Origin of the sequence: Telluribacter roseus, from assembly GCF_017355915.2 — a bacterium.
Classification (GTDB): domain Bacteria; phylum Bacteroidota; class Bacteroidia; order Cytophagales; family Spirosomataceae; genus Telluribacter.
In genome coordinates, this window is record NZ_JAFEUV020000001.1 from 159,357 (window position 1) to 183,371 (window position 24,015).

Annotated in this window: 20 protein-coding genes; 12 read left to right on the top strand and 8 right to left on the bottom strand. The window is 50.5% G+C overall.

The features are described from left to right. Positions 1 to 154: 154 nt before the first annotated feature. The 9 genes from JTN23_RS00690 (at position 155) to JTN23_RS00730 (ending at position 13,692) form a co-directional block, all read left to right on the top strand. On the top strand, positions 155 to 3,223 hold the full coding sequence (locus JTN23_RS00690; protein WP_247231523.1) for a SusC/RagA family TonB-linked outer membrane protein: 3,069 nt from the start codon (positions 155 to 157) through the stop codon (positions 3,221 to 3,223). A gap of 40 nt (positions 3,224 to 3,263) precedes the next feature. Then, positions 3,264 to 4,934 (top strand): RagB/SusD family nutrient uptake outer membrane protein, encoded by a 1,671-nt coding sequence (locus JTN23_RS00695; protein WP_247231525.1) that lies wholly within the window; start codon positions 3,264 to 3,266, stop codon positions 4,932 to 4,934. Positions 4,935 to 5,166: 232 nt separating this feature from the next. Beyond that, positions 5,167 to 6,099 (top strand): sugar phosphate isomerase/epimerase family protein, encoded by a 933-nt coding sequence (locus JTN23_RS00700; protein WP_247231527.1) that lies wholly within the window; start codon positions 5,167 to 5,169, stop codon positions 6,097 to 6,099. Positions 6,100 to 6,211: 112 nt separating this feature from the next. Continuing rightward, complete coding sequence (locus tag JTN23_RS00705; protein WP_247231529.1) at positions 6,212 to 7,591, top strand: 3-keto-disaccharide hydrolase; 1,380 nt, start codon at positions 6,212 to 6,214, stop codon at positions 7,589 to 7,591. Between the two features lie 43 nt (positions 7,592 to 7,634). Beyond that, on the top strand, positions 7,635 to 8,975 hold the full coding sequence (locus JTN23_RS00710; RefSeq protein WP_247231531.1) for a Gfo/Idh/MocA family protein: 1,341 nt from the start codon (positions 7,635 to 7,637) through the stop codon (positions 8,973 to 8,975). A gap of 123 nt (positions 8,976 to 9,098) precedes the next feature. Further along, a complete protein-coding gene (locus tag JTN23_RS00715) occupies positions 9,099 to 10,103 on the top strand; it encodes a DUF6807 domain-containing protein (RefSeq protein WP_247232327.1) in 1,005 nt (334 codons plus the stop codon). Positions 10,104 to 10,283: 180 nt separating this feature from the next. After that, complete coding sequence (locus tag JTN23_RS00720) at positions 10,284 to 11,330, top strand: DUF6807 domain-containing protein (protein WP_247232328.1); 1,047 nt, start codon at positions 10,284 to 10,286, stop codon at positions 11,328 to 11,330. Positions 11,331 to 11,461: 131 nt separating this feature from the next. Next, positions 11,462 to 11,887: a Dabb family protein gene (locus JTN23_RS00725; RefSeq protein ID WP_247231533.1), complete on the top strand. Its 426-nt coding sequence runs from the start codon at positions 11,462 to 11,464 to the stop codon at positions 11,885 to 11,887. 50 nt (positions 11,888 to 11,937) lie between these two features. Beyond that, positions 11,938 to 13,692 carry a glycoside hydrolase family 9 protein gene (locus JTN23_RS00730; RefSeq protein WP_247231535.1) on the top strand — a complete coding sequence of 585 codons (1,755 nt, stop codon included), beginning with the start codon at positions 11,938 to 11,940 and terminating at the stop codon, positions 13,690 to 13,692. A gap of 73 nt (positions 13,693 to 13,765) precedes the next feature. Here JTN23_RS00730 and JTN23_RS00735 read toward each other — a convergent pair whose 3' ends face one another. The 6 genes from JTN23_RS00735 to JTN23_RS00760 form a co-directional block, all read right to left on the bottom strand. Next, positions 13,766 to 14,767 carry an alpha/beta fold hydrolase gene (locus JTN23_RS00735; RefSeq protein WP_247231537.1) on the bottom strand — a complete coding sequence of 334 codons (1,002 nt, stop codon included), beginning with the start codon at positions 14,765 to 14,767 and terminating at the stop codon, positions 13,766 to 13,768. 85 nt (positions 14,768 to 14,852) lie between these two features. Further along, positions 14,853 to 15,977 (bottom strand): radical SAM family heme chaperone HemW, encoded by a 1,125-nt coding sequence (gene hemW / locus JTN23_RS00740; RefSeq protein ID WP_247231539.1) that lies wholly within the window; start codon positions 15,975 to 15,977, stop codon positions 14,853 to 14,855. A 166-nt stretch (positions 15,978 to 16,143) separates the two neighbouring features. Next, on the bottom strand, positions 16,144 to 16,590 hold the full coding sequence (gene rplI / locus JTN23_RS00745; RefSeq protein ID WP_247231541.1) for a 50S ribosomal protein L9: 447 nt from the start codon (positions 16,588 to 16,590) through the stop codon (positions 16,144 to 16,146). Positions 16,591 to 16,614: 24 nt separating this feature from the next. Continuing rightward, entirely contained in the window at positions 16,615 to 16,866 is a 252-nt protein-coding gene (gene rpsR / locus JTN23_RS00750; protein ID WP_207505344.1) for a 30S ribosomal protein S18, read from the bottom strand. A 3-nt stretch (positions 16,867 to 16,869) separates the two neighbouring features. Beyond that, complete coding sequence (gene rpsF / locus JTN23_RS00755; RefSeq protein ID WP_247231543.1) at positions 16,870 to 17,253, bottom strand: 30S ribosomal protein S6; 384 nt, start codon at positions 17,251 to 17,253, stop codon at positions 16,870 to 16,872. Between the two features lie 121 nt (positions 17,254 to 17,374). After that, positions 17,375 to 18,316 carry a DUF8428 domain-containing protein gene (locus JTN23_RS00760; RefSeq protein WP_247231545.1) on the bottom strand — a complete coding sequence of 314 codons (942 nt, stop codon included), beginning with the start codon at positions 18,314 to 18,316 and terminating at the stop codon, positions 17,375 to 17,377. Positions 18,317 to 18,453: 137 nt separating this feature from the next. On the opposite strand from JTN23_RS00760, the gene JTN23_RS00765 reads away from it, so the two are divergent. Next, complete coding sequence (locus JTN23_RS00765) at positions 18,454 to 19,125, top strand: YggS family pyridoxal phosphate-dependent enzyme (RefSeq protein WP_247231547.1); 672 nt, start codon at positions 18,454 to 18,456, stop codon at positions 19,123 to 19,125. On the opposite strand, the gene JTN23_RS00770 is transcribed toward JTN23_RS00765, so the two are convergent. Further along, positions 19,122 to 20,165 carry a glycosyltransferase family 9 protein gene (locus tag JTN23_RS00770; protein WP_247231549.1) on the bottom strand — a complete coding sequence of 348 codons (1,044 nt, stop codon included), beginning with the start codon at positions 20,163 to 20,165 and terminating at the stop codon, positions 19,122 to 19,124. The two genes, JTN23_RS00765 and JTN23_RS00770, sit on opposite strands and share 4 nt — an antisense overlap. A 270-nt stretch (positions 20,166 to 20,435) precedes the next feature. On the opposite strand from JTN23_RS00770, the gene JTN23_RS00775 reads away from it, so the two are divergent. Together JTN23_RS00775 and JTN23_RS00780 are read left to right on the top strand one after the other, a co-directional pair. Then, positions 20,436 to 21,374: a hypothetical protein gene (locus JTN23_RS00775; protein WP_247231551.1), complete on the top strand. Its 939-nt coding sequence runs from the start codon at positions 20,436 to 20,438 to the stop codon at positions 21,372 to 21,374. A gap of 99 nt (positions 21,375 to 21,473) precedes the next feature. Further along, the gene (locus tag JTN23_RS00780; protein WP_247231553.1) at positions 21,474 to 22,505 is read left to right on the top strand and encodes a GAF domain-containing protein; all 1,032 of its coding nucleotides are present in this window, start codon (positions 21,474 to 21,476) and stop codon (positions 22,503 to 22,505) included. 33 nt (positions 22,506 to 22,538) lie between these two features. Here the strand turns inward: JTN23_RS00780 and JTN23_RS00785 are convergent, their stop codons facing one another. Continuing rightward, a complete protein-coding gene (locus JTN23_RS00785) occupies positions 22,539 to 24,014 on the bottom strand; it encodes a glycosyltransferase family 2 protein (RefSeq protein WP_247231555.1) in 1,476 nt (491 codons plus the stop codon). Position 24,015 lies beyond the last annotated feature (1 nt).

Sequence of the window (24,015 nt, forward strand, 5' to 3'; positions counted from 1 at the left end):
AGTGTCTGGTGGATACATACAAAAAGTCCTTTATATATTCATAATTAAAGGTGCTTTTGCAGGATCCGGCTCAAAAGAGTACAAATCAGTAATTCTTTTCTCACATAATAATAATTTCCAATCAACCTATGTTCAACTCAAATCTCAAAGCGCTATGAAGAGACGCTTTACACGCATCGAACACATTTTGTACAGCTGTGCGGTAGCTACTCTGATAGGTACCTGCACCACTGTCAAAGCCGGATCTTTCAACTCTCTGAATAAGGGAGTTAGCGTTGGCATAGCCATTGACAAAACAGTCACCGGTAAGGTGGTATCTACTGAAGATAACAGCCCGGTCCCTGGTGTAACTGTAGTAGTTAAGAATTCAACTGTAGGTACCACTACCGATGCCGATGGTACTTACCGGATCACTGTACCCAACGATAATGCTGTACTGGTATTCTCAGCCGTTGGTTTTACTACCCAGGAGGTAACTGTTGGGGCCCGCAGTGCCGTTAACATCAGCATGACCACCGACCAGAAGACCCTGAATGAGGTAGTTGTAGTTGGGTATGGTACTCAGAAAAAGAGTCAGTTAACAGGAGCTATTTCTTCGGTTTCGTCCCGTGAAATTGGTGAACTTCCCGTGACTAATGCCCGTCAGGCCTTGCAGGGCCGGGCTGCGGGGGTAGATGTTAACCAGGCAGGTAGTAAGCCAGGCTCGGCTCCTCAAATTCGTATCCGGGGGCGTCGTTCATTCAACGCTTCCAATGATCCGCTGTTTGTAGTGGATGGTATTCCACTGTCCGGAGGAATCGATGACATCAACCCCAATGATATTGCCTCCATGGAGGTACTAAAAGATGCTTCTTCTACCGCTATTTATGGTTCAAGAGGTGCCAACGGGGTAGTTATTATTACTACGAAGCGGGGTACACCGGGTAAAACGACTGTAAGTTTGGATGCCTATAGCGGCCTTAATAAGGAACTGGGTAGAATCGATGTAATGAATGGTCCCGAATTTGCAGAATTTAAAAGGGAATCACGTCGTGCTGTTGGTAATTATACCACAGATGAAGCTCTTTTTGAACCAGTTGAGTTAGAATCCATTAAATTAGGGCGTACTACCGATTATCCGGCTGCTTTACTTCGCACCGGCTCTATTAAGAGTTATCAAGTGGGTGTATCGGGGGGAACCGAAAAAACCCAGTTTAATATTTCAGGTAACTTTTTCCAGGATAAAGGAGTCGTCAAAAATCAGGACTTTACCCGTTACACCTTCCGGGTAAATCTGGACCACAAAATCAACGATAAGATACGGGTTGGTACCTCCACGTTTGCTGTGTATGGAATACGTAACGGAGAGAACTTTAACCCCATAGGCGGTGCCCTACAGGAAAACCCACTGGGTAAGCCCTTCGATGATAATGGGAATATGATATTCCTGCCCACGCAGGATGGACTACGTACCAATCCTTATGCGGAAATTGTACCAGGTGCGATCGTTGACGAACGTAAAAATTACCGGATCTTTAACAGCATCTATGGAGAGTGGAGTATCCTTGATGGTCTGAAGTACCGCTTCAACTTCGGCCCGGACATTAACTCAAACCGATATGGTCGCTTCTTTGGCAGTATGACCAATGCACGTCGTGGTGCACCTGCTTCGGGTAGTATTTTCAATGAGTTTACCTTCAACTATACAATTGAAAATATCCTTACTTATGCTAAGCAGTTCAATCAGATTCATAACCTGAACGTTACACTTCTACAATCCTACCAGAAGGATAATTTTGAAGCCTCGGGAATAGACGTAACGGGAATTCCTGCCCCAACCCAAAAATTCTATAACTTGGGAGCTGCCAGCTTGATCAATAGTGTTGGAACTAACCTGCGGGAGTGGGCTCTGTTATCATACATGGCTCGTGTTAACTATGACTACAAAGAAAAGTATCTGGTTACTGCTACTATTCGGGCTGATGGTTCTTCACGGTTTGGAGCTAACAACAAGTTTGGTTACTTCCCTTCGCTGGCCCTGGGCTGGAATATATCCAGCGAACCTTTCCTTCAGAATGTAAGGTGGCTGGATATGTCCAAGTTGCGCTTGAGCTACGGTTCTACGGGTAACCAGGCCATTGATCCTTATCAAACTCAACCTTTACTATCGCGTACTGCTTACGCCTGGGACAATACAGCTGCTTTTGGTTATCGTCCGGGCTCGATCGGAAACCCCGATCTACGCTGGGAATCGTCGGCTACTGCCAATGCCGGTCTTGACTTTAGCATGTTCAACGGCCGTATTTCGGGTGCTCTCGAGTACTACGTGACTACGACTACTGATCTGCTGGCTCCTCAGCCCCTACCTAACTCAACAGGTTTTGGTGGGTTTACAACCAACATCGGAAAAACCCGGAACCGGGGTATAGAGCTCTCGCTTTCTACCGTAAATATTGACAGAGGTAGTTTCCGCTGGAATACTGACCTGATGTTCACCCGCAACCGTGAAGAGATCGTTGAACTGGCAAACGGTAAAGTTGACGACGTGGCCGCCGGACGTTTTATAGGTCAGCCTCTATCGGTCATCTTTGATTACAAGAAAATTGGTATCTGGCAAAGCAACGAAGCCGATGAAGCAGCCCGCTATCAGAGCAAAGTAGGTGAGATCAAGATCCAGGACCTGAACAATGACGGAATCATCAACGCATTGGATCGTCAGATACTGGGGTCTGCTGTACCTGATTTCGTAGCTGGTCTTACCAACCGTTTTGAATACAAAGGTTTTGATTTTTCTTTCTTCCTGTACGCCCGGGCCGGACAGTTTATCGTGAGTACTTTCCATAATGACAGAAACCAGCTGGCCGGACGCTATAACAACCTGGATGTTGATTACTGGACGCCTGATAATCCTACAAACGAATTCCCCCGTCCAAACGTAAACCAGGAGTTCCCCCGTTATAACACATCACTTCTATATTTCGACGGGTCGTTCCTGAAGGTGCGCAATATTAATCTGGGTTATAATGTTCCGGCAAACTGGGCTTCTAAATTGGGGATGTCAAGCCTGCGTTTATACACCAGCATCCAGCAGCCGTTCATATTCTCGGAATACCGGACCAAGTACAAGGGCATAGATCCCGAAGTTGAACTGGACAATGGGCCCAGCAATCAGAACCGTGGAATTAGTGCGGATCTGGCGCCAGCTACAACCATTTACACTTTTGGCTTAAATGCTCGCTTTTAAGCAATAAATCAAAGTATCGAACATGATAAGGTTTAATCATATGAAGAATTATATAAATTCATCGAAAGTGCTAAAAACAGGGGCCATGGTGGCTGTCCTGTTTATGGGCCAGTCGTGTGGAATAAGTGTACTTGATGAGGATGTTGTATCCGGTATTAGCAACGATTACCTCAATACTGCACAGGGCTTTAATGATGGCGTCAATTCTGTTTATACAGGATTACGGGATTGGTATGGTACTGAGCGGGGGAATAATTTTACCGTATTCGGTACAGATACCTACCAGAATGGCGCTGATGGAAGTCATAAATTTATCAATACCTACGATGGAGCCTTTGATGCCCGTTCGGCTCACGTTCGGGAAGTATGGGATCTGTTTTACGCTACAATTAACGGCGCTAACGCTGTAATAGAGCGGGCACCAAACGTAACAGGTATTACTGATGCAGTTCGAAAAGAACGTGTTGCCGAAGTAAAAGCCATCCGGGCTCACCATTACTTTATCCTGACGCAACTTTTTGGTGGAGTTGATCTGCGTCTTACCGAAACACTCACCCCCACCAAAGTAGCGGCCCGGGCTACGGTTCCGCAAATGTATACGGCTATCATCAAGGACCTGGAAGAAGCTATTCCTGATCTGGACGCGCGCTACCGCCATCCTAATTATGGACGATTCACCAAAGCGGCTGCTCAGCATCTCCTGGGTAAAGTATACCTGACCAAGGCTACCTCCGAAGCCAAGGCTGCCGACGACTATGCCAAAGCCGAAGCCCTGCTGAAGCAGGTAATTGCTACACCGGGTGCCGCACTGCTGGCTGACTTTGGTGATGTACACCGCCAGGGTAATGAGATGAATAACGAAGTAGTATTCGGAGTGCAGTATACTACCAACCCGTTGTCAAACGGAGGAGGAAATAACTCCCACCTGTACTTCCTGATGGAGTATGATGTAATGCCTGGTATGCGTCGTGACGTTACCAACGGACGTCCGTTCAAGCGGTATATGCCTACCAAGTACACGCTGAACCAGGTCTTTGTAAACCGTGAGAATGACAGCCGCTACTACAAGACCTTCAAGGATGTGTACTACAGTAACAACCCAGGTACTTATAACACAAACTACGATAAGTCAAAGGCCAAGATAACCGTGGCTGCGGGTGATACGGCTATCTATGATCCGGGCTTCGAAATGCCCGAGGCCGAGAGAGCCAAGCGTAAATACCAGGTACTGACCCCCAGCATGTACGATGAGCGTCGTTTCCCGGCTCTGCGTAAGAACATTGACGGTAATCGGGCTGACCTTACCGCTGAGCAGGGGGTACGCGACTATATCGCCTTCCGTCTGGCTGATACGTATCTGATGCTGGCCGAAGCGCAGTTTAAGCAGGGTAAAGTAGACGAAGCTACTCAGAATATTAACATGGTACGTCGGCGGGCGGCCTGGCCTGGTAAGCAGAAAGAAATGGAAATCACTCCGGCTCAGCTCACCATGGACTTCATCATGGAAGAGCGCGAGCGTGAGCTGCTGGGCGAGCAGATGCGCTGGTTTGACCTGAAGCGTTGGGGTGTACTGGTAGAGCGTGTGAAGCTGCATAACAATCAGGCAGCTCCTAATATTAAGGACTTCCACGTGTTGCGTCCTATTCCTCAGAACCAGATCGACCGGGTAGAAGGAGGCCCTTCTGCATTCCCTCAAAACCCGGGATTCTAAAAATACTGCCTGTGTGAGGTAGCGTGATGAGAAGTTATCTGGTAGCGGTTGCCGCACAGCCGTCTGCCAGGTAGCTATTCATCAAAGTACGATTCGTCTTCCCGACGGATTGCCGAACGATTGAATCCTCAGAAGAAAGTCTCCCACTGGGGGGCTTTTCTCTTTAGAAAGGTAGTATATGCCCCTGGTTTGGGGCTTTTCTGAATAGATAACCATTACCGCTAACACCGTTATGAACTACATTAGTGATAAGAACAACTACGAACTAGACCGTCGCTCGTTTCTGCGTACTGCCGCCCTGGCCGCCTCTGCGTTGGTCACCTCACCTGTCTGGGCCGATGAGCTTGTCAAAAAAAGTGGCATCAAGATTGGCTACTCCTCCATTACCTGGGGAGGCAAGGACGAGCAGGCTATCAAAGATCTGGCTTCGCTGGGGTACAAGGGCGTGCAGCTCAGAGCCAATACATTTGGCCCCTACCGTAATAAGGTGTCGGATCTGCGGCGGATGCTTACCGAAAACGGACTTGAATTATGTATGTTCTCGAGCGGCAACGTGGAAATAGATCCGGCCAAAGAAGCCAGTACCATTGACACGCACGTAGCTCATGCGAGCTTTGTAAAGGCCCTGGGAGGTAGCTCACTACAGCTCACCAATAACGTACGTCCCAAGGATCGTGCCCCCTCGGTGGATGAGCTCAAAAGGCTGGCGGCTGTAATGAACGAGATCGGAAAGCAAACCGCCGACATGGGGGTTCAGGCGGTATACCACAACCACATGCACCAGCTGGGCGAAACACCCGAAGAGGTAGATGTGATCGTACAGGCCATGGATCCACGGTACGTCAAACTGCTGCTGGATATCGCCCACTACAAGCAGGGGGGAGGAGAGCCCGAGAAGGCCGTACTCCAGTATAAGAATATGATCCACGCGCTTCACCTGAAAGATACCAAACCAGCCGATACCAAGAACGGCTACAAGTTTGTAGAGCTGGGTCAGGGACGGGTGGACGTACCGGCTGTATTCAAGGCGTTGAACAAGATCAAGTTTGATGGCTGGGCGGTAGTGGAGCTGGACGGGGTGCCCGATCCCGAAAAGAGCCCGCTGGTATGTGCTGAAATCAATAAGAAATTCATTACCGAAACCTTACGTCACCCTTTAAGCTGATTAACTGCTTAGTCTTGTAAGGGTAACATAGCTAAATTATCGTTAGTAGTATTCGAAAGAAATGATACTCTTTCCTCGAGAAATACTAATAATCTACTAATCAAATATGTACATGAAGAGAATTAAGTATGGCGTCGCCCTCTTTTTGCTGGCCGCTTCTCTGAACGGAGCCGTAGCCCAAAAATCCAAAGATGGCTGGCAGATGCTATTCAATGGTAAAGACCTTACCGGCTGGAAACAGCTCAACGGAAAGGCTAAGTACGAAGTAAAGGATGGTGTGATCGTAGGGACGTCTACCGTCAACACGCCTAACTCCTTCCTGACTACCGAAAAGAACTACGGAGACTTTATTCTAGAAATGGATGTCATGGTAGATAACCAGCTCAACTCTGGTATCCAGATCCGTAGCTTATCCAAGCCTGAGTATATGGATGGTCGTGTACACGGTTATCAGGTGGAGATCGACCCGAGCGATCGGGGCTGGTCGGCCGGTATCTACGACGAAGCGCGTCGAGGCTGGCTGTATCCGGTGGATCTGAACCCGGATGCCAAGAAAGCTTTCAAGAAGGGTGAGTGGAACAAGTACCGGATCGAAGCCATGGGGCCCTCTATCCGTACTTTCCTCAATGGAGTACCCGTTGCGCACGTCATTGACGACATGACTCCCGAAGGTTTTATATGCCTGCAGGTACATGGTATCGGCAACGACGCCAAAAAAGAAGGTACCCAAGTACGCTGGAAGAACGTTCGCATCAAGACGACTGACCTGCAACCATCGCCCCCGGCCAACATCCGGGTAGTAAACAACCTGCTCAATACCCTCTCGGATGCCGAGAAGGCCCAGGGCTGGGAGTTGCTGTATGATGGTAAGTCGGCCGCTCACTGGCGTGGCTACAACAGCACAGAGTTTCCGCCTAAGCGCTGGAGCTACAACGATGGTACTATCACAGTATCCAAGTCGGATGGCTCTGAAACCGGCAACGACATCGTAACCCGCGAAAAATTTGGCCCTGCATTTGAGTTTCAATTTGATTTTAAACTGACCGAAGGAGCCAACAGCGGTGTGAAGTACTTCGTCAACGAAGAGCTCAACTCTAAAGGCAAGTCAGGCCTCGGACTGGAGTACCAGGTACTGGACGATGAGCGCCACCCCGATGCCAAAATGGGCGTGGTAGGTAACCGTACCCTGGCTTCCCTGTATGACCTGATTCCTTCCGAAAAGCCCCGTAATTCCATTAATAAGATTGGTGAGTGGAACAACGGCCGCATTGTAGTGCAGGCAGATGGTACCGTAGAGCATTTTCTGAATGGTCAGAAGGTACTTGAGTACAAGCGTGGTTCGGCCATTTACAGAGCGCTGGTAGCTCGCTCCAAGTACAAAGACTTCCAGGGCTTTGGGTTGGCCGAGCAGGGAAATCTTCTCCTACAGGACCACGGCGACCATGTGTCGTTCCGTAACCTGAAAGTGAAGCGGATGAATCCCAAGATTTAATACACGTTTCTGATTCTCACAAAAACATAAAGCTAAACAATCCATGACCAGTAGAAGAGATTTTATAAAGAAAACCGCTCTGGCCTCCGCAGGTATAGCCGTGAGTGCCAACGCTGTCAGCGCAGCCAGCTACCGTCGTATTCTGGGCGCCAATGACCGGGTACGGGTAGGTATCATCGGTTTCTCTGACCGTTTCCGTAGCTCCCTGGCCCCCAGCTTCGCTGAGCACGCCAAGGAGATGAACTTCGAGTTTATGGGCGTATCCGATATCTGGAACCGTCGCCGCGACGAGGCCGAGAAGTTCTTTAAGGATAAGCCTTCGGCTACTAAAGACTTCTTCAAGGCGCGAAACAATGACGAACTACTGGCTCGTAAGGATGTTGACGCCGTAATCATCAGTACGGCTGATTTCCAGCACGCACTGCATTGCGTGGATGCCGTGAAGTCAGGACGTGATGTATATGTGGAGAAGCCATTTGCCGAGTCGCTGGAAGATGCCAAACTGGCTCTTAAAACCGTCGAAGCCTCCCGCCAGATCGTACAGGTAGGTTCGCAGCGCCGCTCAGCTCCTAATTACCATGCAGCTAATGAGTTTATCCGCTCAGGTAAGTTTGGTGATATCTCCATGGTAGAAATGACCTGGAACGTCAACCAGCCCGGCCGCTGGCGCCGTCCTGATCTCGTTAATTCTATTAAAAAAGAAGACGTAGACTGGGATCGCTTCCTGCTCAACCGTCCTAAGGTAGCCTGGAATCCGCGCTACTACCTGGAGTACCGCTTGTTCTATCCCTACTCATCGGGTATTCCCGGTCAGTGGATGTCACACCAGATCGATACGGTACATTGGTTCTCAGGGCTGGAAGCACCACGTAGCGTAGTAGCCAACGGTGGTGTGTACGTATGGAAGGATGGCCGTACCAACGCCGATACCTTCACGGCAGTATTTGACTACGGTCCGTTCGATAATAAAGAAAAAGGCTTCCAGGTGATCTACTCATCGCGTATGCACCAGGCCGCCGGTGATGTGAAGGAGTACTACTACTCGAATGGTGGTATGATCAACCTGGATACCAACCAGATTACCCCGGAGGGAGGCTTGCAGGCCGGACCAGCCAAGTCCATGGGTATGGAGGCTAACCTGCTGCCCAAGATGGAGCTTAAGCAGGGGCCGAAGATCGAAACCTCGGCCAACACCGGTTCGGATCCGATGACATCGCTGCACATGCGCAACTGGATGGAATGTATTCGCAGCCGCAAGGAGCCCAATGCTCCTGCTCGTGCCGGCTTCAACCACTCCGTTGCCAATATCATGGCTACTCAGGCTATGCATACGGGTAAGCGTATCACCTGGGATACCAAGAAGACGGACATCGTCATCAGCTAATAGCGCTGCACCAGTATCCGGCAGCCACTGGGCTGCCGGATACTTTCTTCTCTTCAACCTATAACTCTTGCTAACGTGTATTCAAAAATAGTTACTAAAGCCAGTGTAGCTGCGACTTTAGCCATAGGGCTATGGGGAGGTGCGGCCAATGCTCAGCGTGTGGATCTGGTCCATAATCAGGCGGATAAGAAAGTCGAAGTAACGGTAGACGGCAAGCCTTTTACGGCCTACATCTATCCGGGTCAGGAGGTGTTGCGTAAAGCTGTGCTGTACCCGGTACTAACGGCGAAAGGAACGGCCATCACCCGTGGCTGGCCGATGGACCCGCGTCCTGACGAGCGGGTAGATCACCCGCACCACGTGGGAGTGTGGCTCAACCATGGCGATGTGAACGGCTATGATTTCTGGAACAGCTCCAATGCTGTGGACCGTACCAAACATAAGTACGGGGATATCCATCATACGGGTATCAAGTCCATGAAAAGTGGCAAAAGTAAGGGTGAACTGACCGTGACTGCGGACTGGATCAATCAGGACGGAGGGTTGACACTCAAAGAAACGACTACGTACATTTTCCGGGCAGAGGGGGACCGTCGGATCATTGATCGGATTACAACCCTTACCGCACCAGAAGGGGATGTTACTTTTAAGGATTCCAAGGAAGGCGTATTTGCTATCCGACTGGCCCGCCAGCTCGAACATCCTTCCAACAAGCCTGAGCTGTTTACGGATGCGAGTGGTATAGCTACCAAAGTACCCGCTCTTAACAACAATGGCGTAACGGGAAGCTATAAAAACAAGGAAGGAGTGAAAGGAGAAGATGTATGGGCCAAGCGTTCGGTATGGACTAATCTTACCGGGCAAATTGGCAACGAAAAAGTAAACGTAGCCATCATTGACCATCCACAGAACGTTAGCTATCCATCGTACTGGCATGCCCGTGGCTATGGTCTGTTTGCCATAAATCCAATGGGTACCAAAGAGTTTACCAATGGAAAAGAAGCGCAGAACTTCCAATTAAAGAAAGGAGAATCCAAGACATTCAGGTACCGTTTAGTTGTTGACTCCAAGGACCTGGCTGATGCTGACCTGGATGCACTGGCGGCTGACTTTGCCAAAGTAAAGTAATTGCTTTACCCGCTACTGAATACGTGACTCCCCCTGAGCTTCGGTTCTGGGGGAGTTGCTTCTTCAGATCAAAATTTTCAAACGTTTTCGACTCCAATATACTCCTTGTCTTGTAAGTTTGATGTCATAGGGGCACTGCCTCAGATATTATTCAACCCTTATTTACTAATAGCTGTGAAGATCAAGACACTACCTGCCGCCAGAGCTGCGGCTATCTTTTCGCTGGCTCTGCTGACGAGTGCCGCCAGTGCTCAGCGTGTGGACCTGGTTCATTACGAAGCGGACAAAAAAGTAGATATAATCGTAGATGGCAAGCCATTTACCTCCTACATCTATCCGGGGCCGGATAAGCTCAAGAAAGCCGTGCTGTACCCCATCCGTACCTCCCACGGCAAACTCGTGACCAGAGGGTGGCCCCTGGACCCACGTCCGGGTGAACGCGTAGACCACCCGCACCACGTGGGCGTTTGGCTCAACTACGAAGACGTCAACAAGCACGACTTCTGGAATAATTCGAACACGCCTCCCCGGCCTAACAGTACCTACGGGACTATTGTACATACGGGTATACAATCCATAAAGAGTGGCAAACGGAAGGGAGAGCTGGCCGTCACGGCCGACTGGCTGGATAAGGACGGGAACGTGATGCTGAAGGAGAAAACTACCTACCTCTTTAGTGCTTTGGGTGAACGCCGGGTTGTAGACCGCATCACTACCCTGACGGCCGCTAACGGTGAGGTGGAGTTTCCGGATGTAAAAGACGGTATGTTTGCCATACGGGTAGCCCGGGAGCTGGAACACCCTTCCAACAAGCCGGAGATCTATACGGATGCCAGTGGAGTAGCTACTAAAGTACCCGTCATGAACAACGAAGGAATAACGGGGAATTACCGAAGTAGTGAAGGGGTAGAAGGCGAAGATGTATGGAGCAAGCGTGCCAGCTGGGTAAACCTGCGCGGCAAGATAGGCGAAGAGAAAATTAGCGTAGCTATCATTGATCATCCCAAAAATGTAGGGTACCCTGCTTACTGGCACGCGCGCGGCTACGGCCTGTTTGCGGTAAATCCGTTGGGTGCCAAAGCCTTCACCAACGGCAAGGAAGTACTGAATTTTAAGCTGAAAAATGGGGAGTCAACTACTTTTCGCTACCGGTTGGTGATAGATTCCGATCATATCTCAGATGCTGACATGAAGGCTCTGGAAGCCGAATTTGCGAAGCTGAAGTAGTAGTGCTATTTTATCAGAAATCCATACAAAAAGCCACGGGCCGGTTCCGTGGCTTTTTGTATATCCCTAATTTAAGTACTTTTAGAAACTTTTACGCTTTTTGTCCTGAATTCATAATCCCTTATTAAACAATGAAAAACACGTCCCGTCGCAAGTTTCTGAAGGCATCGGCTCTCGCCGGTGTAGGTACCACCATTGCTACCGGTGCAGTAGCTGCATCCACAGCGGCTGCTCCCAAAAAAGAACTTTTTGTCCACCATGTTTATTTTTATCTGAAAAATGCGGGTAGTGCCGCGGACAAGGCCAAGCTGATGGAAGGACTGGAGAAGCTTTCTAAGGTACCTACCATCCGGATGGTACACATCGGTACGCCGGCTACTACCAACCGGGATGTAATCGAGCGCGGGTACTCTATATCATGGCTATGCTTATTCGACAACCTGGAAGAGCAGGAAGTATACCAGAAGCACCCGATTCACCTGAAATTCGTCGATGACTATTCACATCTGTGGGAGAAAGTAATCGTATACGATTCGGTAGGTCCTAAGCGGGCTTAATGGAGCCGACCGCTTACCAGACAACATTGGCCGCAACTTATATTAATTTTATGCACAAGGTTAAATCCTTACTGGTACTACTGGCCGGAACGATCGGTTCGTCAGTAGCACAAACACCTACCGAGAAGATTCGCCTGAATCAGATTGGATATTATCCCGATGCTCCCAAGGTAGCCGTAGTAGTGGGGGAAGAGGCACAGGGGCCGTTCCAGATCAAGGAAGCCGGGAGCAACAAGGTTGTATTTAAAGGTACCCTGAGCGCGCCCCGTAGCAATCAGCATTCGGGCAAGAAGAGTCGGATTGCTGATTTTTCAGGCTTTACGAAAAGGGGGAACTATGTAGTCGAGATCCCAGGCGTAGGTACTTCGTATTCGTTCTCCATCAAGCCCGCCGTACACCGCGAGGTAGCGGCCGCTTCGCTCAAAGGATTCTACTACCAGCGCATTTCGACGCCTCTACCCGAAAAGTACGCCGGGAAGTGGGCCCGGCCAGCCGGGCATCCCGACGACCAGGTCCTGATCCATCCGTCAGCGGCTTCGGCTGAGCGTCCGGCTGGTTCAATGATCTCTTCGCCCGGGGGCTGGTACGATGCCGGTGACTACAACAAGTACATTGTTAACTCAGGTATTACGGTGGGTACCTTGCTCTCGCTGTACGAGGATTTTCCGCAGTACACCCGGGGGCTGGATGTGAACATACCCGAAAGTGGTGACCAGGTACCCGATCTGCTCGACGAGACGTTGTACAACCTGCGCTGGATGCTGACCATGCAGGACCCCAATGACGGAGGCGTGTACCACAAGCTCACCAATCCTAGCTTTGACGGTATGGTGATGCCTGATAAAGCTACGAAGCCCCGGTACGTCATTCAGAAGAATACGATCGCTACGCTCAATTTCATAGCTGTAACAGCACAGGCGGCCCGAATTCTGGACAATTACAAGAAGGAGCTCCCCGGACTGGCCGACTCCTGCCGTACGGCTGCTCTCAAGGGCTGGGACTGGGTGAAGAAAAACCCGAATGTGCTGTACGATCAGAACGAAATGAACAAGCAGTTTGATCCGGACGTATCCACAGGTAGCTACCAGGACCGTAACGGAGAGGACGAATGGATATGGGCGGCTACCGAACTATACGTAACCACCGGACAGGACAAGTACCTCCAGGGAATCAACCTGTTTCCCGATGCCACGCTGCAATTGCCTTCCTGGAATCAGGTGCGGGCGCTGGCCTACTACACGCTGGCCCGCTCGCAGAAAAAGCTACCTGCCGGTGGAGCGCAGCACGTCAATCAGGCCAAGCAGGTACTCCTGAAATTTGCCGATGATCTGCTTACGGATCTGGACAAGCAGCCGTATCATACGGTCATGGGCAAGACCAAGGGGGACTATATCTGGGGAAGTAGCGCTGTCGCGGCCAATCAGGGTATCACGCTCATACAGGCTTACCAGCTCAGCGGCGACCGCAAGTACCTCCATGCCGCACTCGGTAACCTGGATTATATCATGGGCCGTAATGCCACCGGGTACTCGTTCCTGACTGGTTTTGGACATAAGACGCCCATGCGCCCACACCACCGCCCATCCGTGGCCGATGGTATCGAGGAGCCCGTGCCGGGACTGCTATCGGGCGGTCCTAATCCGGGACAGCAGGATAAGTGCAAAACGTACACGAGCAACTTTGCCGATGAGTCCTTCACGGATGATGACTGCTCGTATGCCTCCAACGAAATCGCGATCAACTGGAATGCTCCCATGGTGTACCTGGCCACGGCCGTGGAAGCGCTCATGGAGAAGAAAAAGTAACAGTACTCAATATCCTAAGCTAAAAGAGGCAGCCTGTACAACACGGGCTGCCTCTCTATTTTTACAGGTACTACTACTTTTCCAGCGCTTTGCTCAGGTGCTCTTTGAATAGCGGGAAGTTCTCGATGTGGGGGAGGTGACCAATTCCTTCCAGCTCGAGGAGGCGGCTGTTGGGTATCTCCTGAGCTACCTCCTGGTCCAGCGTGGCATAGTTGCCCATAGTTTTGGCTACGGCTTCACTGACCAGATCCTTGCCCAGCGCTGTCTTGTCCCGCTGCCCTATGATGAGTACGGTAGGTACCTTCAGGAACCTGAATTCGTGCCGTACCGGCTGTGTAAAGATCATATCGTAGGTGAGGGCGGCGTTCCAGGCGTAGCGGGGGTAGTCGGGGCTATCAAGTACCGCGGCCGATAGGTTTAGCCAGGGGTCGTACTCCGGCCTCCATTTGTTATCGTAGTAGCTGGTCAGCATGTACTTTTTGAGGCCTTCGTAGGTTTTTTTGAGCTCGCTCCTATACCAGCTCTCCACGGGCTGATAGGGTACCTTCAGTTTCCAGTCTTCCAGGCCGATGGGATTTTCCAGAATCAGCTTCTCTACCTGCTCTGGAAACATCAGCGCGTATCGCGTAGCCAGCATACCGCCCATGGAGTGTCCAAGTACTACCACTTTTCTGATGCCCAGCGAATCAATAATGCTCTTGGTGTTGAGGGCCAGCTGCTGAAAGGTGTAGTGGTAGTGATCCGGCTTGGTAGACTTGCCAAAGCCGATCTGATCTGGTACAAATACGTCGTAGCCGCTATCCAGCAGGTACTTCATGGTTTCGCCCCAGTAGGCCCCATTGAAGTTCTTGCCGTGCATCAGCACTACCGTTCCCTTACGCGCTTTGGACGTTTTCTGATGCATATACGCCATGCGCAGCGGCTGTCCCTGCGACTCCAAAAGGTGGAAATGTACGGGGTAAGGGTAGGAGTACCCTTCCAGATTGATACCCAGCGCAGGTACCTTGTTGTTTTGATTGGTCTGAGCCCCGGCGGTGAGGCTTATGCCTAGTAGGAGCAGAATTACTGTTTTCATGGGGTTGAATCGCTCGTTTGGTAGTACTGATCAGGCCCAGCGGCCCGGACAGCAGAGAGATTCAACAAAATGGTGCCAGCGCCGCCTACTCCACGAATAGCTCGCTGGTAACCCGGTCCGCGAATAGCTTGCCGGATTCGGTCAGCAGGAGGGTCTCGTCGTGGAGGTAGAGCCAGCCGCTTTCGATCAGACGGAATATCTCCTTGCCCTGGCGCGACAGGAAGCTTCCTTCCGAAAGTTCGCTGAGCATGTCCAGACGGCAGCCCCACTTGGTACGCAGGCCGGTGAGCAGGTACTCATTGACCTGGTCGGCCGGGCTGAGCTGCTCGTAGGTAGCGGGTATCTGATCCTTCTGCAGGGCCGTAAGGTACTGCGCGTTATTATTGATATTGTATTGCCGGCTCGCGCCATCGTACGAGTGAGCGCTGGGGCCCACGCCCAGGTAAGGTCGCCGTTGCCAGTAGGCGCTGTTGTGGCGGCTGTAGTGGCTGTTGCGGGCAAAGTTGGAGATCTCGTACTGCTCATAGCCTCCTTCCGCCAGCGATTCGACGACGTATTCAAATTGTCGAGCCGCGTATTCCTCGTCAATGGGCTTGATCTTTCCTTTTTTGAGCCAGTTGCCAAATACCGTCTGTGGCTCTACCGTAAGGCAATAGGCCGAAATATGAGGTACATCCAGAGCCAGTACCTTTTCTACATCTGTTTTCAGAATAGCATGGTCGGGGGCCGGTATGGCGTAGATCAAGTCTACTGAAATATTGGTAATGCCCAGGTCCTGCGCCCGCTTTACACTGTCACCCGCTTCCACGGCGGTGTGTATACGATGCAGGTGTTTCAGGTGTGCTTCGTCGAACGACTGTATCCCAATGCTCAGCCGGTTGATCCCCGCTTTCTGCAATTGTTCCAGTTTCGGGGCCGTCAGGTCGTCCGGGTTAGCCTCGAGAGTAATCTCGGCGGTAGACCGTACCGAGAAGTGCGTATGGATGGTATTCAGCAGGAGGGAGAGCTCTTCTTCATCAAGTAGGGAAGGAGTGCCACCACCAAAGTAGATCGTTTGTAGCTCGGGGGTAGGCAGGTACTCTTTCCGCAGAACAATCTCCCGGGCTATGGCTTCAGTGATTTCCCGTTTCTGTTTGGTATTGGTACTGAAATGGAAATCACAGTAGTGGCAGGCTTGTCGGCAGAAAGGAATATGAATGTACAGATGCATCGGTACTTACGAACATTTGACTGAGGAAATACGGGCAGTATGTATCTGCCAGTAACAAAGTAACAGCTTTCTTCTCAGGAGTTGTTCCTGAATGGCGATTTTTCACCAATAAAAAATAGCAACCCGGTAGGGGTTGCTATTAATACGTGTTACTTCAAAGAAAGTACTACTCTTCAGCAGGTACTACGTTGATGGTAACGTTATGCTTTACTTCTTTGTGCAGGTCGATCACGGCAGTATAAGTACCAACGCTCTTCACGTCGTCTACTGTGATTTTCTTGCGGTCGATGTCGAAACCTTTAGCTTTCAGAGCATCAGCAACCTGCGTGTTGGTAACACGACCGAAGATACGGCCGCTTTCACCTACTACTGCAGGAATATCGATGGTCATGTTGCCAATGCCGGCAGCAATCGCTGCTGCGTCATTCTTAAGTTTCTCAGCTTTGTGAGAGGCCTGACGAATGTTCTCGTTAGCAATCTTGCGATTGGTTTCGTTGGCCAGCACAGCGTAGCCCTGTGGGATCAGATAGTTACGACCATATCCAGCTTTTACGCTTACGATGTCGTTCTTGTATCCTACTCCGGCTATATCTGTCAATAGTATGATTTCCATGTGTTAGACTACCTCCTTCCTTTATTATTTCAATTGATCGGTTACGAACGGTAGCAGCGCCAGTTGACGTGACCGCTTAATGGCCTGCGATACTTTACGCTGGTACTTAAGGCTAGTACCGGTAAGGCGGCGAGGCAGGATCTTACCTTGCTCGTTCACGAGCTTCAGCAGGAAGTTAGGATCTTTGTAATCGATGTATTTGATGCCGGACTTCTTAAAGCGGCAATATTTTTTGCGGTTGACGTTCTTTTCAACCGGTTCGTTCACGAGTGTCATAGCTTAGGCTTGTTCGTTTTCGGTTTTTGTTTCAGTTGCTTCTTCCTTCTTTCTACCTACCAGGCCCTTGCGCTTCTTCTCGTTATAGGCGATAGCGTGCTTATCAAGTGCAATGGTCAAGAAACGCATAACGCGCTCATCACGGCGGAACTCAGTTTCGAGCGTATCAATCACCGGACCTTCGGCTGTGTACTCAAATAACTGGTAGTATCCAGTGTTTTTCTTTTGGATCGGGTAGGCCAGCTTGCGCAATCCCCAGTTTTCCTCATGCACCAGCTTCGCTCCATTGTTGGTGAGGATATCGCGAAACTTGTCAACGGCGTCCCTCATCTGGGCCTCAGATAAGATGGGAGTTAAAATGAACACCGTTTCATACTGCTTAGACATACGGTAATTGTTTGAAAGTAAAATAATTATACTTGTGTCTCAAAATGAGGGTGCAAAAATAGGGCTTGGAATGCATAATTCCAAGCCCTGCTCGTACTATTATTAGCTGAAACTGATCGAATTACCTGATGGTGAAGTCGCTCTGACCAATTTTGAAGCCTTCGCTGTATAGTTCTACGGTGTATTTGCCTTCTTTCAGCGGTGTACCACCCCGACCGTACAGGATATCAACGGCCTGGCGGCTGTTGGTATAGTTTACGGCTCCCTTAGAGCTATATAGGATTTCGCGGCCGTTGTGCATGAAGGCGCCCGAGCCGGTAGCCATATCCGACAGCACCGCTCCGTTGGGATCCAGGATACGCAGGTATATTTCTTTTTGATTCTGCTGGGCAATGGGGTTTTCACCCAGGCGGAAGTTTACCTTGATCTTGTCCACCCGGCGGGCCCTGAAGCTGCCGCCTTCGCGCTCCTTGCCTTTGGTCGTAATGGCATTGACCGAAATCTCTTCCGCCCGTAGGGCTGAGGCCAGGCTTACCTTTTCGCTTAGCTCCCGGTTACGGCTCGAGTAGGTAGTGACCGAGTCGCTAAGGGCCTGACGTTCGCTCTGCAGGCCGGTTACCTTCTGGCTAAGCTCTTCGTTGCGGCTGGTGACTATACCCAGTTCCTCCCGTAGTTTACGGATATCCTGGTCTTTCTGGGCCAGTACGGCTTCGTAGGAGCGGATCTTGCCCTCGTACTGTTTTATGGACGAAGCGTTACTAATTCTTAAGTTCTGTTTATCCCGTTCGAGTTGTTCTTTCAGGGCTACCAGTGAGTCCACACTGCCTCCGAGTTGCTGGATTTCCGCAATTTTGGCGTCCAATTGTACTGATATCGAGTCCAGCTTGGTTTTGGTATTGAGTACTTCTTCGGTCTTGGCGGCAATGATTGTATCTTTGTTTACATTTTCCTGTCTTTCCTGGTAGAAAAAGTACAGCAGCACCAAGTTAAGAAGAGCCAGTACAGCCAGGGCGGCCCACAGAAGATTCTTACGGTCTTGCTTCTGTTCTTGATTGTAATCCATACGGAATCAGAGGTTTTTTGGTAGTGAACTTAATATAGTTATTACTTGAGTAGAAACCATTATCCGGACAAATATAACGTAATATTTTATTATAAATTTTTAGTGCCTGCGGGCAATAACAGTAACACTGTATCAAAATGAGCATCAGAGCGAATATTGCACATATCGAAGAAGGGCTGGGCGGAAGGGCCCGGTTGGTAGCAGTCACTAAAACGAAGCCTGTAGAGGTACTGATGGAAGCGTATGAGGCGGGTTTTAAGCGGTACGGCGAAAACAAAGTACAGGAAATGGCCGCCAAGTACGAGGCGCTGCCCAAAGACATCGAGTGGCACATGATCGGGCACCTGCAGTCTAATAAGATCAAGTACATTGTGCCCTTTGTGTCGCTTATTCATTCGGTAGACAGCTTTAAACTCCTGAAAGAAATCAACAAACAGGCGGCTAAGGCAGGCCGGGTCATTGACTGTCTGCTGCAGATGTACATCGCCGAGGAGGAGACCAAATTTGGATTGTCAGAAGAGGAGGCCGTAGAGATACTTGGCTCGCCGGAGCTTGAGCAGCTTACCCACATCCGTATCGTAGGACTGATGGGAATGGCTACCAACACCGACGACGATACCCAGATCCGGAAGGAGTTCAGGCGGCTCAAAAGCCTGTTTGAACAGTTCAGGACGTACCAGAGCGAGCGGGTAACCATGCGGGAGCTATCCATGGGCATGAGCAGCGACTACCACATAGCCGTAGAGGAGGGGAGTACCCTGGTGCGCGTGGGTAGCGCTATTTTTGGGGCCCGCAACTACGCCATCTAGCCTTTGAGTACTTCTTTAGAAAGTACCTCGGCAATGGGCTGCTTTACCTTCTCGACGGGTAGCTGCGCACAGGGTTTGCCTTCCTCCCGGATCAGGACACAGTTTTCGCCCCGTCCGTAGCTGCCCGAGTACGGGTTGTAAGCCGGGAAGTCGCCCAGTGCTCCCATCAGTACGAAGCCATAGGTACCTGTGGCATTGGCCAGGTGCGAAGGACCGCTGTCGAGCCCGATAAAGTAGGCAGCGCGGCGTATTACTTCGCTCGTCTCCAGGATGGTTAACTTGCCGCACAGGTTATGGTAGCCTTCCCGCTGTATGTCCAGATTGCTGCGCAGGCCTATCTCTACGACCTGGTAGGGGTAGGTATCCAGCAGCCAGTTGACCAGCTCCACCCATCGCTCGGCGGGCCAGTCTTTGGGTGCGTAGTTGGACTGGCAATGAATGACTATAAAGGAATCAGGCAGGTTCAGTGCATCGACCTTCTGCCGGTGCCGGTCCTGCAAGTACAGGCGGGGCTGATCATCAGCCGGCATGGATGCGCCGCCCGTCTGGGCAAATACTTCGAGCAGATTTCCGTAGTTAAAGTACGTGTGAACGTTAATACCCGCCGCATCCGAAATAGGATTGTCCAGAAACACCTGACACCTGGGGCAATGATTATTATTCCGGAACTGAAGCGGGTACACCTTATCAAAGACATTGGTCTCCAGCAGCACTCTTCGCTCCGTCACACACAACTCTCCGTAGGCTTCATCCACATTTGGATTGGTCTCCACCAGCTCCCGGAAGGCTGGCTTCACAAACCACACAATGTGGGCCTTGGGGTGCAGCGCCCGGATATGCCGCGAAAGCGGCTCGGCGGCCACAATATCTCCAAAATGCTCAGTACGTACTACGGCCACCAGTTCGGAGCCTTTGGGTAGTTGCTGTTTCTTCCGGGAGAAGTAGAGCCAGGCCTGGTAGCCCATGGCGTGGGCTTTGAATATATGGGAGTACTTATGGTAGCGGTGTGTCCAGAGTTCTACGAAACGTCGGAATGTCATACGTCGGTCTTTTGACTAGGTCCGCAAGATAATGAAGTATTTTTAATGGTATAGCCTCAGCGGGCAGAAGAGTAGCGCAGGGCGGTGCAATAGATGAGCCGACGCTTAGGCATTGACAGAAATAGTGGCTGGCTGAAGGACTATAAGGTGCTACAGCTAGTTACTGCATAAGGTACTGTTGGATTAGTACGATTTTAAGAATATGTTAACAACTGGCATGCTCTTTGCTTAAAGGTACAGAGTGTGCTCAGTGAAAAGCCTACCTGTTGTATGAAGAGCACGCGCTTGATAATCTGTATGTTAATAGGGTTGGTGATGGCAAGTTGCCACCTGACGATGCCCACCGTGAAGCCGGGGAATCAAAACCTATCGTTATGTCCGCCGCTCCAGCCTATGCTCACTCCTGCTTATAGAGGAGTGTATGTTAATAATATGCTGGATATACTGGGTGATACCGCTAGGGAGGATTCGCTGCTCAGGTGGTGTGTGTGTAACGGCTTTAATGCCATCAGCCTCTATGACCTCAATACTGTGATGGCCAATGAGCAGTATGCCGTACTGGGGCGCTTTATCCGAAAGACACGGCTTACCTACGGGATCAGTCAGGTAGCGGCCGTGCGGGGCTCTCGGAATAACTTCATACAGACCAACGAGTATAATGCTTCCCGGGCTGATACGAACGAGCGCTTTACGGTATATAATCTGGAAAGGGAGTGGTGGAATGAGGGAGAAGACTGTGATTTTGCCTGCTTTGTGGATCATATGAAATCCATGCGTAGTACAACCACGCCCGTGATGGCTGAAGCGTATATAGGGTGGTTTCGCAATCCGGTTGACCAGGAAGCACAGCAGGCCGATACGCTGGTACACTGGCTGGACCGGATCATGGTACATACCTACCGGAGTACACCCGAGTTTGGCTACATGCAGAGCCGGCTCGCGCACCTGGGCCAGGCTGCCCGCCGGCAGAACAAGGTCATGGATGTTATAGTGTTGTTCAGTGCGGAGCCCGATTACATGTACTCCTATTACAGTGAGGCCGGAGGCAATTACACCTTTGGCGACGCGTATACGGATATACTTAATCAGTACAATGCGGCCGATTTTGAGGGGAAGGACAACATCAGACTAGTAGGGTATCAGGTGTTTGCCTATACCTGGGCCAAAGCGGCCCGTCCAACTGTACCGCCCCGGCTCCGGATGCAGTAGTATATGATTTGAAACGGGGCATAGCAGTACTTACCAATGCGTGCCTGACATAAGCTGATAATAACCAATACCTCTTTCTGTAACACTATTATACACTATATGTTAAAAACACTGCCGGTTCCGGTCAATGAACCTCAGCGACTAAAAGCCCTGAAAAACTACAAGATCCTGACTACCGTAGCCGAACCAGAATTTGATCGTCTGACCCATCTGGCTTCTGTCATCTGCAAAGTACCCATTTGCTTAATTACGCTGGTTGATAGGGAAAAGGTCTGGTTTAAGTCCAGGCAAGGGCTTGACCTGGATCATATAGATCGTCACCAGTTTTTCTGCCACTATACCATCGGGAGCGGCACCCTGTTTGAAGTAGAGGACGCTTCGGAGGATGATAGGTTCAAAAGTACTCCCCTGGTCGCGGGATCTTCTGCCATTCGTTTTTATGCGGGCTATCCCATCGTGGATCCTCAGGGTAATGCCTTAGGTACCTTCTGTATACTGGATCATAAAGCTAACAAGCTATCGGAAGAGCAGGAGCTTACACTTCGTACCCTGGCTCAGGAGGTCGCTTCGCACATCGTTTCCAAAAAAGAACAACGGACCCTGAAGCTGTACGAGGCGCTTATTACAACCGCTGTAAACGGGGCCAACGGAGAAACCGTTGAAGACTGCTGCACGGATTGGTCGGAGCTGACAACAATTGCTCAGGCTCCCAAAGAACTCTATCTTAAAATTACCCAATTCATACATATGGCAAATGCTGCCCCTAAGCCAGGTGTGGAGGTTGATACAGAGGCGAATGTGATTGACCTGGCTTATCTAAAAAACTTTTCGGACGGATCCAGTGAGTTTGAGAAGGAGATGATAGAGCTGTACCTCTCCAGAACACCGGAAGATATGGGCAATCTCGAAATTGCTATTCAGGAAGGAGACTATGACCTGATCATGAAGAGAGCCCATAAGCTCAGTAGTTCTTTTGCCCTGATGGGTGTAAAAGAGCAGGGCCTGCTGAAATACATGGAAGAGCAGGCCGCATCCCATGATGATTTGGCTGCCATCCGGTCTAGCTTCGATAAACTTATGCGTATATTCCTGCTATCGGTAGAGTTACTCAGGAAAGAGCTCGAAAAATAACTACTACCAGTCCAATCCTACTCAAGAGAGCTTTCAGTCACTGTGCCGAAGGCTCTCTTCTTTTTGGGGCAGAACGGGCTTCGCCGTAGGAGCCTCTTTCGTAAATCCTTTCCGGGTCATTTCGCCCCAGGTCTTCTTGCCTTCCAGAAAATCCAGATTGCCCTGAATGGCCGATATTACCAGGAAGGGATGGAACAGGATAGGCTCCAGGAAAGCCGTCAGGATAAGTTTGAACAGGTCACGAAAGCGCTTGTACTGAAAGTACGTAAACTCCTCAGCCAGCAGGGTAAACAGGTTGAACATGATGACAAAGGCATAGACCATGCCCATCAGGCTGAGAAAGAAGGTCCAGTCGACCAGGCCCAGTACCGAAAGCGTCAGGAGAATCAGAAAGCCAAAAAACTCAATGTGCGGCGCCAGGAACTCGTAAAACAGCCAGTAGGGGTAGCTGATTAGTCCCAGCTTGCCGTAGGCAGGGTTCAGAAACATTTTCCGGTGTAGGAGCAGAGTCTCGATGGTGCCCCGCATCCAGCGGTTGCGCTGACGGCTCAGGATGGTAATGCTCTCGGGGGCTTCGGTCCAGCAGAGGGGGTCGGGAATAAACCTGACCGTATGGGGGAGCTTGTTTTCAATCATGTACCTCCGCATGCGCACGACCAGTTCCAGGTCTTCGCCTACGGTTTTGGGATTATAGCCCCCGGCTTTCACTACGATCTCCCGGTCAAACATGCCGAAGGCGCCCGATATGAGCAGGAGGCCATCGATCCGTCCCCAGGCCATGCGGGCCATCAGAAAAGACCGGAGGTACTCAAGTACCTGTACCCTCGCCAGAAATGAGTCAGGTACCTTAACCTCCACTATACTACCGTGTTCTATGACGCAGGAGTTGGCGATACGTATAACACCTCCGGTGGCAATCACTCGGGTTTTACCTTCCAGAAATGGCTTTACCATCTTTAGTAACGAATCCTGCGCCAGTACACAGTCCACATCGATACACGCCACAAACCGGCCTGACGATACATTAATACCCGCGTTGAGGGCGTCCGCTTTGCCCCCGTTTTCTTTGTCTACCACTATCAGATTCCGGAAGGCGGGGAGGGAGGATTTATAAATATTCCGGATAGACTTCGACACCAGTTCTTCGTTGACGGCAAAGTCAACTACTTCCAGTTGGTAGGCTTCGATGGCTTTCTGTAAAGTGTCATCCCTGCTGCCGTCGTTTACGATGATTACCTCGTAGCTGGCGTAGTGGATCGACAGGAGCGAGCGGATGTTTTCTACGATGGTTTTGCCCTCATTATAGGCCGGTGCCACCAGTGAGATAGAGGGAGTGAGGGTAGAGAGTACTACATCGGCGTAGTCGATACGGCGGTTTTCGCGCAGGTACTTCCTGAGCGTGACAAAAGAGATGATCCCCAGTATAAGGGTAATCAGCAGCACGGTGATGCAGTAGAGCAGCAGCCCCTTGGTGTAAACTTCGGTCAGAAGAAAAGTAATGAATTCCATG